This is a genomic window from Phaeodactylibacter sp., assembly GCF_040219495.1.
In the GTDB taxonomy this organism is placed as follows: Bacteria; Bacteroidota; Bacteroidia; order Chitinophagales; family Saprospiraceae; genus Phaeodactylibacter.
In genome coordinates, this window is the sequence record NZ_JAVJSK010000053.1 from 1 (window position 1) to 14,958 (window position 14,958).

Below are 14,958 nucleotides of genomic sequence, written 5' to 3' on the forward strand. Positions count from 1 at the left end.
AACCGCATTGACCAGAAAACGGTCGCCGCTTATTGCGGTTACATCTACTGTAGTCAATGGCGCTGTGCCCGTACAGATAATCTCTGACAGTGCACTTGGGGCAGCTTCAGGCTCTGGGTCTACTGTCACCGTTACATCAAATGGCGTGCCCTCGCAGTCATCGCCCCCGCCACTGTTATCTGCTCCGTCAGGACCATAGATATAGGGGGTAATCGTATAAGTCACCGTTTGGGTCATATTGGTCATGCTCGTATTGGTCAGCGTATTTGGCTCTATTGTCTCACCATCAGCACGGGTATATCCAGAGGTTGAGACTCCTGCTACTCCATCTGGGTTACTGATGGCGCTTACAAGGTACCGGTTCCCATCCAGCGCTGTAACATCTATTGTGATATTCGGGGCGCTGCCATGGCATATTGTTTCGCTTACTGCACTTGCTGTCGCTGCAGGGTCTGGCTCTACTTCGACCGCTATGTCGAACGGAGCGCCCAGGCAGTCATCCCCGGTTCCATCATTATCTATGCCATCAGGGCCAAAAGTATATGCTCTCACAGTATAGGTCACTGTCTGGGTCAAGGCGGTCGTATTCGTCAGCGTAACAGGCTCTACCACGGACCCATCTGCCCGGGTATACGGTGCCGTTGTGACACCTCCGACATTACCGGGGTTGCTGACCGAACTTACCAAATAGTCGGTACCATTTATTGCTGTAACATCAACTGTAATCGTTGAATTACTATTATGACATATCGTCTCTTCTACTGCGCTTGGGTTCGCTTCCGGGGTAGGCTCTACTTCTATGGTAATATCAAAAGGTGTTCCCAAACAATCATCTCCTTCACCATTATCATCTACCTGATTTGTCCCATAGGTATATGGGGTAATTTCATATGTAACAGTCTGTGTCGTACTTGTACTATTTGTCAAATTATTCGGCTCTATAGTAGCTCCATCCGCTCGAGTATAGGGGGCGGTTGATACACCCGTCACACCACCAAGATTATCAATAGCACTAACTTGATAATTATTACCATCTAATGCAGTTACATCTACTGTGACCGTAGGCGCTGTACTCCCGCATATCACCTCGGTGCCTGCACTCGCTGATGCTGATGGTTCTGGCTCTACAATGATATCTACATCAAATGGTGTCCCTAAACAGTCATCTCCTGTCGCATTATCGTCTACTCCATTTGGCCCGTTTGTGTATGGCTGGATTGTATAGGTTACAGTCTGGTTCGTACTCGTCGTATTCGTTAAGGTGCCTGTCTCTACAGGGGCGCCATCCACGTTCGTATAGGGCGCAGTACCTGCAATGCCTCCTACTACTCCAGGATTGCTAATCGCGCTTACAACATAGTTCCCACCGTCAATGGCTGTAACATCAACACTCAAAGCAGGTATACTATTGTGGCATATCGTCTCACTGCCCGGGCTCGTCGCAGCGGGAGTTGGATCAACTACTATATCAAATTGTGTACTGGCCCCTTCACAGCTCTGTCCGCCATTCTCAAAAGTGGGCGTGACCGTAATGGTTGCTGTTACAATGGTATTTCCTGAATTTACAACATTGAAAGACGGAATAGTCGGACCAGTACCACTAGCGGCCAATCCAATAGATGGAAGATTATTTGTCCAAGAATAGGTGGTTGTACCTACCGTATTTTGGGTAGAAAAGACAACCTCAGCTGTTGGATTTCCATTACAAACCCTTTGATCAGCAATAATATCAACCTGACCATCCGGATTGACTGTTATGGTAAAGTTTTGAGGAGTACCTGTACAAGATTCCCCAGCGTTTTCAAATGTAGGGGTTACCACTAAATTGGCTATAATGGGTTCAGTTCCTGTATTGGTAGCCGTAAACGAAATATTACCCGTTCCGCTAGCTCCAAGCCCGATGTCCGTGTTATCATTGGTCCAGGCATAAGATGTTGTTCCCCCACTATTTTGGGTTATGAAATTCACTGTCGTCAAATCACCCTCACAAACGACCTGGTCAGCAGGGTCATCCACCTGACCTAATGGGTTTACCGTCACAGTATAATTCTGAGTAGGACCCACACAAGACACCCCGTCTTCTGTATAGGTAGGCGTAATGGTTATCGTCCCTGTGATTGGTGTTGTCCCCGTGTTCGTTGTCGTAAATGCGGGAACATTTCCGGTACCTGCCCCCCCTAAACCTATGGCAGTATTATTGTTCGCCCAGGAATAGGTAGTGGTTCCGTTTATCTCGTCATTATTCGTCGTAAGCACAAGCTCTGGCACATTATCGCCTACACAAACTACATCATTGGCCGGGTCATTCACCTGACCGCTTGGGTTAACGGTTACGTCTACGGTGATGGCGGAACCCGCGCAGGTGCCTATAAATGGAGTAATGGTATAGGTGACCACTCCTTGGTTCGTCCCGGTATTTGTTAGGGTCTGAGTGATACTGGCACCTGATCCGTCAGAAAATCCAGTCAAAGCCCCTCCATCAGGAGCGGTTGTAACGGCTGCTGTCCAGGTATAGGTGGTCGCCACACTTCCCACAACACCATTATCATCCAGGACGATATCCGTATCACCGCCATCACAAATAACTGCTGTGCTGTTGGCATTCACCTCCGGAGTGGGTTCTACCGTGACTACAAAATCAAACGGTGCACCTACGCAATTTGTAGGACCTGGTCCAGTGGGCGTAATCGTATAAGTAACGACAGCTTCTGTCGAGCCCGTATTATCCAAAACATCATTAATACTGGATGTAGTTTGTGTCGTGGTTGATACTCCTGTAACTAAACCGGAGGTAACTGACCCGCTCCATTCATAGGTAGTCATCGCGACATCTGAAGTAATCGTGTAGTTTACATTGTCGCCATCGCAAATCAAATCCGAGGCATCGCTGGTGATTTCAGGAATAGGATTAACCTGCACCGTGACTTCGTCAGAAATCGTTTCACAACCTGATTCTGCCTGCGTAATCACCGCACGATATTCGTAGTTACCAGGAGTAGTGGCGTTCGTTGTTATGACATCTAGTGCATCAGTTGTAGCTCCTGTATAGGTAACACCACCAGGAGTACCATTGGATACATTTTCCCAAGTGCCCCCATTATTATATTCCCACTGATACGCAAGAGCTCCGGGAGCTGTTCCTGCAGCTGTTACGCCCAAATTATAAGTTTCACCTGGGCAAATTTCATCACCCATGGGCTGCACTGAAATCGTCGGATCCGCAAAAACTTCCATCATAGCAATTGCTGAAATCGCTTGATCACAGTCCAATCCACTAGCATTTACAAGTACGCGATAGTCATAGGTTCCGACTGCAGTTGTACCGTCAGTACTAACTGCCAAATTCGTTGTCGTAGTACCCGTATAGCTTGCACCTGTAGGAGAGCCATTGGTAACATTTTCCCATGTTCCTCCATTATCATATTGCCATTGGTAAGTTAAGATTGGGGTTCCTCCGGTAGCTGTAACACTAAATTGGGCCGTACCGCCTACGCAAATATTATCATTGACAGGATCAACTGTAACACTTGGGTCCTCTACTGCGGTCACTGTAATACAATTGGAGGTAAAGTCAGTGCAAGGACCATCGTCGCTGATAATTACCCGATAAAAATAGGATCCGGTTACTGCAGCTAAGGCAGGTGTGGTATAAGTCGCGCCGGTTTCACCGACAACATCCGTCCAGGTACCATTGCAATCAGTATCCGCTTGTTGCCACTGATAAGTGTAGTTCCCATTGCCTCCAATCGCGCCTGCGGATAATGTTGGAGTAGCACCATCACATACGGTTTGGGCATTATCGCCGGACCGACCTAGTACTTCATAATTCGTAATTGTAATATCATCTGTACTCGCTGTACAGGCAGGGCCACTTGAAATCGTCCAACGATAAACATAAACGCCGGGAATGGCACCCGTAATTGTGGTATTGGGGCTGAACGGTGCGGTGATAGAAGGCGTATTCGGACCGCTTACCCGGGTCCAAAGCCCTGTCCCTACTGTTGGGGTATTAGCATCCAGATTTAATGTTGTGGCGGCGCAGTCCTCGTAGTCTGCTGCTGTAACAGAGGTTGAAGGTTCTTGCCATACCGTCAAGTACACCGTATCTCTCGAGTCACACAATGTGGTCCCAGTGGAGATTGTCCACTCAATCGCGTAAGTACTGGTCCCACTAACTACATCAAAGGCAGTAATTGTAGTGTTTGCAGCATTAGGATCTGAAAAGGTAGCGGTTCCGTCACTAAGCGCAGGAATAGACCTCCAGGTACCGGTTTCTCCAGCCTGAGGTGCACTTCCGGAGATAGCAAAAGGCAACTCGTTCTCGCAAAGAGCTTGGCTTCCACCAGCAATTACGGCCAGATTGGCTTCCGGGAAAATCTCAATATTTAAAACTGCCGTTTCGTCTGGGCAGCCCGGAGCCGAAATGGTATAAACAAAAGTATACTGACCTGTCACCGTATTGATTACCCTTGTCTCGGGTGAGTTTGGGTTAAGGAAAAATGGATTGGGTGACCCCGGAGGCTTGGAAGTAAAACTCCACTGTACTGTACCTACCGTTGGAGTATTTCCTACTAGATTGATTTGGTCAAATTCGCAGAATTCAATGGCAGAGCCAGTAACATCAGCAGGAGTAGGAGGCTCTGAGACGAGAATTGTAGCGGTATCTGTCAAAATACAGCCCAAGTTATCTGCAGACCAAACCAACTCATAGGTACCATACTCGAGATTAGTGGCATTCGTGGTAGGGTCGTTCACATCATCGAAACCGATAACCCCAGAGCCCATGGGCTGACTGGCTACAGACCAAGTCCCTGTTCCGACTGCTATTGCATTCCCCTGAAGAGCAGCGGTGGTGGGAATAGGATCAGGACAAATATTGATATCATTGGCTATCGGCTGAGTAGGATTCTCGATGACCGTAACCACCACATCATCTTCACTTGGGACACAAACCGGACCGCTGGTGATGGTCCAACGGAAAGTATAATCACCTGTTACGAGGTTGGTGACCAGTGTATTGGACAATATTGGGTTTAGAATATTTGGGGTAGGCGCACCTATCGGCGTGGATATAACAGTCCATTCGCCCAATCCAACGATAGGCGTATTACCGGCTAATTGGGCAGTAAATCCACAATTATCAAAAGCGTTTCCAGCATTTGATGGAGTGGGGTTATCATAATTATCAATGCGGACTAAATCGGATCCTGAACACTCCCCGGTTGCCACCTCCCATTGAAAAATATAGACTCCGGGTTCTGCCCCTGTAAATGTCGTGGCAGGGTCAGTTGCATCGGTGAATGTACCTGACAGCCCAGCAGGACTTGTGGAGGCCACTGTCCACATCCCTGTGCCCATCGCCGGCACAGCCGCATCTAAATTGAAAGTAGTCTCGTCACAGAGCTCTTGGTCTGTACCTGCATTGGCAGCTGAAGGCACATCAAATATTGATACGGTCATCTGATCACTGGACATACAATCCGTACCATTCCCCAAAGTTGTATTTATGGTGTACTCGAAAACGTAAACTCCTTCAATCAAACCACTTGCGATAGCGGTATTGCCTCCAACACCGGTGGCTGTCACGGTAGGCGTATTGGGTCCACTTACGAACGACCAGGTGCCCGTACTGGCACTATTACCCGACAAATTCACGTTGGTCACCAGCTCACAAAAATCCTGATCGCTGCCTGCATTGGCACTGGGTACCACTTCAAGCTCCATCTGGTCGGTTTCGATAGGGCAAAAACCACCAGCCTGGCTATTCCATTGCAAGATATAAGTTCCGAAAACCAAATTGCTAATCGTTGCCGTTGGGGATGTGTTATCACTAAATGAGGGTGTATTGGGGCCAGAAATAACGGTCCAGTAGCCGTCTGCAACCACATTGGCAGCTAAAGTTGTGGAGGAAGCCCCACATATTCCAATGTCATCCCCAGCGTCTGCAAGCTCCGGTTGGGAAGAGGTGGCGATGCCCACGGTATCTCTGGAAGGTTCGCACCCCCCGTTTTCTATGGTCCAGATGAAAAAATAGGTGGTGTTCACCAATAGATTTTCAACCGTTGTTGTTGCCAGATTTTCATCTACAATTGAAGCAACGGTAGGTCCGGACAATTGCGTCCAGGTACCCATACCAACCGTTGGAGTGTTCCCTTCCAGCGTCGTTGAGGTTCCACAAATCCCCTTATCCGGACCTGCATCGGCCTCCGTAATGTCATTATCCCGGGTCACTAAAACCGTGTCTAAGGTTGCCTCGCAACCTGAGCCTCTTGCAATTTCCCATTGAAAGGCATAGGTCCCCAGATCGGTTAATCCTGTAATGGAGGTATTGGGGTCGTTTGGGCTGGTTATAGTCGGGACAGTGATGGTTATGGGATCACTTACAGCGGGTAGAAATGTCCATGTCCCTGTACCTCCACTCGGGTTGTTACCCGCCAGATTGGTGATAGTGCCCGCTGTCCCAATACATTGATCATCACCCGCATCAGCTTGTATTGGTCCCTGAGTCCCAGTAGTTGAGACCAGGACATCATCAGTAATAGTATTACAGGAGTTCTGAACCGACCAGGTAAATGTATAGACCGTTGTGATACTCAATCCTGTAACAGTAGCATTAGGGTCATTTATATCCGAAAACACTACACCTGCAGAGGGGCTGACACTCCAGGTTCCTATTTCATTCAGCTGAGCAGTGCTGGCATCCAACTGAATCGGAGTCCCAAAGCATACTGTTTGGTCAAGACCTGCATCCACTGATTGCGGATCAATGTTTGCGACTCTGACAATAACATCATCCTGAGCAGGTGGGCACAGGGCACCGTTCGTTATCGTCCACCTAAAGACATACTGCCCGGGTATCAGGCCGGAGATATCCGTGCCAAAGTCATTTGCATCTACAATAGAAGCTGTATTCGGCCCGCTTACCTGTGACCAGGTTCCTATAAACTGTGACCCTTCGATAAGGGGGTCATTACCGGCCAGCATGGTACTAGTAATGTTACAAGCCAGCAACTGATCCGTTCCGGCATTTGACAATGTCGACTCTCCGGAAGAGACTACTGTAATTTGATCTGTACTAGCAGTACAGCCCGTATTAGTACCTGCTGACCTCCGGAATTCAATCACATAAGTTCCTCCCACCCCTAGTCCTGTAACGGTGAATGGGGAACTGCTGCTTACCGAGGAATAAGGAGAGGGAGTAGTCCCGATTGGGCGGTCCAGAAATCTCCATGTTGTACCTCCCAAACCCGAAGCCGTATAGTTGATAGGTACAGAAGTCTGTCCGCAGCTAAGCGAAATAGGGCCTACATCGGTAATATCAAGAGTCGGATTATCCCCAATAGATATGGAAACATTGGCACTGCTGGTACACCCGGTCACAGGATTGGTGATGGTGTATTGATAGGTATAGGTGCCCGGAACAAAATTTGTAACTTCTGTTACCTGGGTATTGGGGCTGACAATCGTAGACATGGATGGTCCGGATAGTTGTACCCATTCTACTACCTCACCAGAATAGATAGGCAGATTACCTTGCAAGATGACGGCATCAACAGCTACACAGTAAGCATTTCCTGCTGGCGCAAATGCGCTCGCTGGAGTTGAAGGACCAACGGGTTTTGGTACGGTAACCTGAACGAAATCACTACCACTCGCACAAGGACCATCCACATCATAGCGAAACAAATAGGTACCTTCTATCAGATTGGAAACAGAAGTACTCGATGTCGTTGGCGAAGAAAAGGTAGGAATATTTGGACCGCTTACAACAGACCATTGCCCGGACTGCCCGCAGGATGCTAATCCAATTGCTGAACCTGAGAGCGAAGTTGCCGTAGTCAACAAAAAACAATTATTCAAGGTCTGGTCGGGACCTGCCGTTACTGTACTCACACCACCACAGTTCGTAATCGCAATAGCCTCTGAAGAAGCCGTACATCCCGAAACATCATCCGTAACGGTCCAAACGAAATTAGCCGTACCTCCTGCGCCTTCCGTGAGCGTTATCGAAGGGTTTGGATCGTTGGCATCACTGAGGACAACTCCCGCGCCACCACCGGTCCACAATCCGGTTTCGCCAGACGCTGGTGTGTTCCCGGAAAGGGTAGCACTACCGCCGCCCGGACAGGCTGCTGGCCCTCCTCCCGTTGCAGTAGCTTCAGGAGTAGCTGAAATCGTATATGTTACATCATCAAATACCAACGATCCGTCCAGGCATCTTTTCTGTAGGCGAAACATATAAGTACTGCTACTCAGCACCCCAATAATTTGGGGGCTCAATGCTGAAGGGTCGTCAATCAATACACTAGGGCCTGAAATTTGGCTCCATACTGGAGCACTCGGATCTACAGATCCTTGTATCTGCCCAAACAATCGAATTTCATCGGTGGCACAGAAAGTCCGGTTAATACCTGCATTCACGGTACAGTTTTGAGCAGAAAGCTGAGTGCTGGCAAGAAGGAATAGCATACCACAAAAGAAAGCAGCCTGCCAAATGAAATGGTTTGTGTAACCGCCAGGTGAGCAGTCGTAAGAGCCACGACGAGCGCTGAACGGAGCAGGAGGAATATTTCCTTTTTGCTTAACGGCAGCAGTTGTCTGTTTACCCTTTCCCGAGGTCTTTGTGCAATTGTTCATGTTCAGTCGATTATGATCTTTCCTTACCGGAACATCAAACTCAATCAATTAGAACGCCCCAAACAACAACGAACTACAACGAACATTAATCAAAGTAAACGCAGCTGTAGTCTGCATCTCAATTTACCTGCTTAAAAAATAACAAAGCTCCAAACTGATTTTGATTACTTCCGAATTAATTTAGAGCGCTGCAAAATTGTGTATTGCAGGGATTGGGATTGAAGTTTGGGTAGGTCTGATGATGAAAGCTGATGGTCAGCAAGGACATCATTAAGAATCCAAAACTTAGCTTTGTGAGGTTGTTGTAGTGTAAGGTCTAAAAATACTTAAGCTATTAAACCTATAGTTTATCGTAAGTGCAAATTTAACTTAAAAACCATAACATATTGTTCTTTTCTCTATGGTTTTTTATTGCTTCCCATTAGAAACCCTGATGAAAAACATCTGTTAGACACATCGTACGGCTATTGTTATAACAAGGTTGCACATTATAAAAAGAAGTCTCCGATAAAATTCACCAATCGGGGATTGCAACCTGATACAGAAACTCTACATACAACCATAAAAATCTGATTTATAACACATTAAATCCTGGATGTCGCCAAAGAACGACGAAATCACAATGTTGTAAACCATAAACTACAATACTTCCCTCCGATAGCTTAACACCCTGCACTTTAGTCTACACTTAAAGCCCTTTTAGCGATGTAATCGATCAAAACCCTCAACAGATTTTACGCTATTTGCAGAGGATACAGACCGTTTTAGGAACCAGTCCTGAGTAGAACAGAACGATATTGAAGGATGCCCAAGCTTTGCTTAACCCAACTGTTCTGCTATCTTTATCCGCTCAACTTAAAAACCACCTAATGTCTGACGAAAAAATCATTTTTTCCATGGAAGGGGTTTCCAAGACCTTCCCTCCTTCCAGGAAAGTACTTAATAATATCTGGCTGAGCTTCTTCTATGGCGCCAAGATTGGTGTGCTGGGACTCAATGGCTCCGGTAAATCTACCTTGCTTAAATTAATTGCGGGCAAGGATGAAAACTACGAGGGTAAGATTAGCTTCGATGGCTCCTACAAAATTGGTATGCTGGAACAGGAGCCAGAGCTTGACCCGGACAAGACCGTACGCGAAGTGGTGGAAGAAGGCGTACAGGATATTGTTGATCTGCTCAAAGCCTACGAGGCCATTAACCTGAAGTTCTCAGAGCCTATGAGCGACGATGAGATGAACAAGCTCATCGAACAGCAGGGAGAGATGATGGAGCAGCTAGAGCACCAAAATGCATGGGAACTGGACAATCGTATCGATACCGCGATGGAAGCCCTGCGCTGCCCGCCCGATGATGCACCGGTCAATGTGCTCTCGGGTGGTGAACGCCGCCGTGTAGCCCTTGCCCGCCTGCTGCTAAGTAACCCGGATATCCTGCTCCTCGATGAGCCTACTAACCACCTCGATGCGGAATCGGTGGACTGGCTGGAGCAATACCTCCAAAACTTCCCCGGCACCGTCATTGCGGTGACCCACGACCGTTACTTCCTCGACAACGTTGCGGGCTGGATACTCGAATTGGACCGGGGCGAGGGCATTCCATGGAAAGGGAACTATTCCTCCTGGCTGGAGCAAAAAGCCAAGCGCCTGGAGCAAGAGGAAAAGACAGAAAGCAAGCGTCGAAAGACCCTGCAGCGTGAGCTGGACTGGATCAAGATGGCGCCCAAAGCGCGTCAGGCAAAAGGCAAAGCCCGTCTGAATGCCTATGACAAGCTGGCCAGCGAAAGTGGTAAAGAACAGGAAGCCAAACTGGAGCTGTATATCCCTCCCGGGCAGCGCCTGGGCGATAAGGTCATTGAGCTGAAAGGCGTAACCAAAAGGTACGGCGATCGGACAATATTTGAGAACCTAAACCTGGATATTCCCCGCAATGCCGTAGTCGGCATCATCGGTCCCAATGGCGCCGGTAAGTCCACCCTATTCCGGACCATCATGGGGCATGAAGCACCTGATGAGGGAGAAGTGGTCATTGGCAATACCGTAGACCTATCTTACGTAGACCAAAGCCATGAGGACCTGCAGGACAATGAGAAGACGGTTCACGAAGCCATTTCAGACGGCAACGAAATCCTGGAAATTGGTGCCCATACCATGAATGCCCGGGCGTACATCAGCCGCTTCAACTTTACGGGTCAGGACCAGCAGAAAAAGCTGGGCGTCCTCTCCGGTGGAGAACGCAACCGGGTGCACCTGGCAATGACGCTCAAGGAAGGAGGCAATGTGCTCCTGCTGGATGAGCCAACCAATGATATTGATGTGAATACCCTGCGGGCATTGGAGGATGCGCTGGACAATTTTGCCGGTTGCGTCCTGGTCATTTCGCACGACCGCTGGTTCATTGACCGCCTGGCCACGCATATCCTTTCCTTCGACTACGACGAGGAACCCGTTTTCTTTGAAGGCAATTACTCTCAGTTTGAAGCGAAGAAGAAGGAAGAGCAGGGTGACAAGAAGCCTAAGCGGCCCCGGTTTAAGAATGTGATTAACCGGTAATTTAAAGTAGTGAAAGGTGCAGCGAAGACGCTTCGGAAAGATGACCGGAGCGTCTTTTACTTTTTTATACCCCTTCGTAGAATTGAGCAGGGTCAACTTCTCCCTTATCAGGCAATATAATCTCGAAGTGCAGATGAGGGGTGGTATGCCGGGCATTACCTGTATTTCCCACACTACCGATAGCCTGCCCTGCATTGATCTCTTCCCCGGCTTCTACCCATTGCTCGTCGAGGTGGGCGTAAAAGACCATCGTACTATCCCGGAGCCGCAGCCAGATTTGCTTGCCCCCATTACCACCATTCTTTACCCGCTCAATCGTCCCTTTTGCGATGGCTAGCACAGGCGTGCCTTGGTCTGCCTTGATATCAATGCCTTGATGCTTACGGCGACCACGGGCATCACCGAACCTGGAAATGATGTGGCGCGGGCTCTTATTGGCTACTGGGAAGAGGAAGGGGTGGTTGCCTGCAAGCACATTTTCAGGCTGACGGCCGCTACTCTGAGCGACCTGCACTACGTACTCATGCACAGCTGTTTCAACCTGATGCTCATAACGGCTACCGCTGCCCATGTAAATGAGCGGGCCGAAAGCCAGGAGCAACAGCAGGAAGTACATCGGAAGCTTAAGATTTTCCCAATTCATAGACCGACATAACTGTTTTAGGAGCCGGATTATTGCGAAAAAGGCGAACAGGACCTACTGCTTTAATCCTGAGTGACTTGGTATTTCAAGATGGAGACAAAGAACACCCCACCTATAATATTGCCAATGGTAGACCAGAACTGGGTCACAAAATAATCAGACAGGCTGATTTCATCAGAAGACAACAACCCGGCAAAGACTTCCGTGGAGCCGACGATACTGTGGTGAAGACCGCCAAGACCGATGACTGCGGTGACGATAATCACCACGACAATCCGTGCAATCGTCTCCTTAGAAGAAGTCGCCAGCCAGGATACCAGCCCCATGAGCCAGCCTGCCAGGATGGCACTGACCAGTATCAGGGGGGCGGAATAGTCGATGAGATGTTTGGCAATGGCCTCCAGCGAATCGTAAGTCACCAATCCCAACCGGGGGCCAACATAAGCAATCGCCGCACCAATGATATAGCCGCCGATAAGGTTGCCGATGTAAATGATCCCCCATATCCTGCTCAGATCTTTGAGCGACTCCCGCCCATTGAGTACCGGCAGTACGGCAAGGGTCGTGTGCTCTGTAAACAGGGCCGAGCGCCCAAGGATGACAAAAATAAATCCAATGGGATAGGCTAGTGCCAGCACCACCTGCATTACTTCAACAGACAGCTGGTCACTAAACATGGTGTACAATACACCAATGACAAGTAGGCTGAAGCCTAGGTCCAGTCCCGCCGTCAATGCAGAAAGGAACAGCGCCTTGTTACTTCGGCGGTACTCCTCCATGCTCTCTTCTATCTGTTCTTTGACAATCCGCTCCATCGACTTTGGCCGGGTCACTGTTTCCTGCGATTCCTTCTTGATTTTTTCTTTCCTTTTATCCCTACGCAATAGTTTCCTGTTCACATTATTAGTGTTGGTGTACTATAATAGAGCGCAGAAAGCACAATTGATGTTCGAACTCAAAAATCAGGAGTAAACATAGCCCGGCACTTATCGTTGAAGGGTAAATTTTGAACCATGAACAACCGGAAACTAAACGACAACAAAGTTGCCATTCTGGCAACAGATGGATTTGAGCAATCTGAGTTGCAGGAGCCTATGAAAGCCTTAATTTCGGAAGGGTCGACGGTACACATCATCAGCCTTTCAGAAGGACAAATCAGAGGCTGGGAAAAAGGCAACTGGGCGTTCACTCCCGTTCATGTGGATATTGCTGTGGACCGCGCCAATCCGGCAGAATACACCGGTCTGGTTTTACCCGGTGGCGTGATGAACCCGGACAAGCTCCGCCGGTACCCGCACGTGATTGACTTCATTAAAGGCTTTGCGGAGCTAAACAAACCGATTGCAGCAATCTGCCATGCGCCATGGCTGCTTATTGAAGCAGACTTGGTAAACGTCCGCACGGTGACTTCCTTCGAGTCCATACGTACCGACCTGGAAAACGCCGGGGCAAACTGGGTTAATGAAGAGGTTGTGACAGATGGGCTCATCACCACCAGCCGAAATCCAGGCGACCTTGACGCATTCAGCCATAGATTTATCGAGCAATTGCTTAATTAAACGCCGAGCAGTTCTTCCGTTTAGGGTTGACTTTTTGAAAAAAATCTTAAATTTATCAGAAAGGGGCACTCCATGCGCATGGAGTGCCCCTTTCCTATTTTACGCCCAAACAACACCTCCTTAGCTCCGGGAAGGATCAATCTCATTAATACAGATAATGTATCCCCAGACCAGGTTTGCACGCACTAATGACTACTCTTCTTCCTCCGATGCCCGGTATTCCTCCACCCAAAAGTTATTGTAGCCCAGCCCTACCGTAATGCGTATTTCCTGTAAGTTAAGCAATTCCAGCAGGGCCAGAAAAGTAACGATAGCGTGGATCCGATTGCGGCAGGCGCTGAAAACCTCAGTAAAAGTGGCACGATGCCCACCCTGAATCTGGGAGAAGATGTGTTCCTGCTGCCCTTCTATGGTGTAACTGAACTGTACAATCTGGTGTATCGTCTTGGGGTTGGCATACTCAAAACGCTCCACGATACGCTCAAAGGCACGAAGCAGCTTGAAGAGTGTAACGGACTCCAGCTCCGCATCTACCAGGGCTTTGGTGGCAATGCTATGCAGTTCTTTGGCAACATTGCCCCGGTAGGACTGCTTAGCGCGCCGGGCCTCCATCTGCCGCATTTCCTCCAGTACGCTTTTGACGCGTTTGTATTCGATAAGGCGCTGTACGAGCTCTTCCCGGGGGTCAATTTCGTTACCTTCCTCGTCCACCGGCTTGCGGGGGATGAGCATTTTTGCTTTGATGCGGCAAAGGGTAGCGGCCACCAGGATAAATTCACTGGCGAGATCAATATTCATCTCTTCCATTTGCCGGATGTAGGCCAGGAAATCGTCGGTGATTTTGGCGATAGGAATATCATTGATATCCAGCTCGTCCCGCTCAATGAAGAACAATAACAGGTCAAAAGGGCCCTCGAACTGAGGCAATTTTATGGTGTAGGAAGTATCGCTCATAAGTCAAATGGTATTTGGGGCTCCATTAAGCTATCCAAGCCCCTGTAGATTGCCTGCATTGGAATGCGGATGCCCAGGCTATGTACGGGAACCTCTCTGTCAAGCCCTATGATCGTCTGCATGCGCCAATAGTCTTTGCTTTCGCGAAAAAGCGCATCAACAACAGGTTGATCCTGATCAATGAGCAGGTATTCCTGAAAAGCAGGCAGGGTCCGGTACTTTCTGAATTTTGCGCCCCGGTCATAAGCTGAAGTCCCTTCTGAGAGCACTTCCACAATCAGAACAGGGTTTAAGATCGCCTGATTTTGAGATACTAACTCTCCGCAAACTACACTCACATCAGGGTAAACAAAATGATTAACCGCATCCAGGTATACCTTTTGATCGCTGTTAAAAACCGTACAGGAATCTTGTAGGCGACTGCGTAATTCAAAGTACATATTGCCGGCAATACGGTTATGGTCGATGGAACCACCTGCCATATCCACGAGTAGGCCGTTGTGATATTCCTGCTTTACCGAAGATTGCTCCTCAGCAGCAAGATAATCAGAGACGGACAGGTATTTCTCAGGTTGCGGCATTATCGCTACTTTTGGATTTCTACAAAAGTAACAAC

7 protein-coding genes are annotated in these 14,958 nt (G+C 48.5%); 2 read left to right on the plus strand and 5 right to left on the minus strand.

Annotation, left to right across the window (positions count from 1 at the left end; all coding sequences use genetic code 11):
- Nucleotides 1-8,469: PKD domain-containing protein (locus RIC19_RS08040; RefSeq protein WP_350177789.1), on the minus strand; the 8,469-nt coding region annotated here is incomplete at its 3' end.
- Nucleotides 8,470-9,506: 1,037 nt separating this feature from the next.
- On the opposite strand from RIC19_RS08040, the gene ettA reads away from it, so the two are divergent.
- The gene (gene ettA, locus RIC19_RS08045; RefSeq protein WP_350177790.1) at nucleotides 9,507-11,186 is read left to right on the plus strand and encodes an energy-dependent translational throttle protein EttA; all 1,680 of its coding nucleotides are present in this window, start codon (nucleotides 9,507-9,509) and stop codon (nucleotides 11,184-11,186) included.
- A 64-nt stretch (nucleotides 11,187-11,250) separates the two neighbouring features.
- On the opposite strand, the gene RIC19_RS08050 is transcribed toward ettA, so the two are convergent.
- Nucleotides 11,251-11,829 carry a M23 family metallopeptidase gene (locus tag RIC19_RS08050; protein WP_350177791.1) on the minus strand — a complete coding sequence of 193 codons (579 nt, stop codon included), beginning with the start codon at nucleotides 11,827-11,829 and terminating at the stop codon, nucleotides 11,251-11,253.
- A gap of 62 nt (nucleotides 11,830-11,891) precedes the next feature.
- Complete coding sequence (locus tag RIC19_RS08055) at nucleotides 11,892-12,728, minus strand: formate/nitrite transporter family protein (protein ID WP_350177792.1); 837 nt, start codon at nucleotides 12,726-12,728, stop codon at nucleotides 11,892-11,894.
- Nucleotides 12,729-12,842: 114 nt separating this feature from the next.
- Between RIC19_RS08055 and RIC19_RS08060 the strand changes: the two genes are divergently transcribed.
- The gene (locus tag RIC19_RS08060) at nucleotides 12,843-13,388 is read left to right on the plus strand and encodes a type 1 glutamine amidotransferase domain-containing protein (protein WP_350177793.1); all 546 of its coding nucleotides are present in this window, start codon (nucleotides 12,843-12,845) and stop codon (nucleotides 13,386-13,388) included.
- A 192-nt stretch (nucleotides 13,389-13,580) separates the two neighbouring features.
- Here RIC19_RS08060 and RIC19_RS08065 read toward each other — a convergent pair whose 3' ends face one another.
- Both RIC19_RS08065 and RIC19_RS08070 read right to left on the minus strand, forming a co-directional pair.
- Complete coding sequence (locus tag RIC19_RS08065; RefSeq protein ID WP_350177794.1) at nucleotides 13,581-14,342, minus strand: segregation and condensation protein A; 762 nt, start codon at nucleotides 14,340-14,342, stop codon at nucleotides 13,581-13,583.
- Nucleotides 14,339-14,923 (minus strand): Uma2 family endonuclease, encoded by a 585-nt coding sequence (locus tag RIC19_RS08070; protein WP_350177795.1) that lies wholly within the window; start codon nucleotides 14,921-14,923, stop codon nucleotides 14,339-14,341. The genes RIC19_RS08065 and RIC19_RS08070 overlap by 4 nt, the downstream gene beginning before the upstream one ends.
- Nucleotides 14,924-14,958 lie beyond the last annotated feature (35 nt).

Coding starts and splice junctions, on each gene's coding strand:
- RIC19_RS08050 (WP_350177791.1), bottom strand. CDS start 11,829: ATGAATTGGGAAAATCTTAAGCTTCCGATGTACTTCCTGCTGTTGCTC.
- RIC19_RS08070 (WP_350177795.1), bottom strand. CDS start 14,923: ATGCCGCAACCTGAGAAATACCTGTCCGTCTCTGATTATCTTGCTGCT.
- ettA (WP_350177790.1), top strand. CDS start 9,507: ATGTCTGACGAAAAAATCATTTTTTCCATGGAAGGGGTTTCCAAGACC.
- RIC19_RS08060 (WP_350177793.1), top strand. CDS start 12,843: ATGAACAACCGGAAACTAAACGACAACAAAGTTGCCATTCTGGCAACA.
- RIC19_RS08065 (WP_350177794.1), bottom strand. CDS start 14,342: ATGAGCGATACTTCCTACACCATAAAATTGCCTCAGTTCGAGGGCCCT.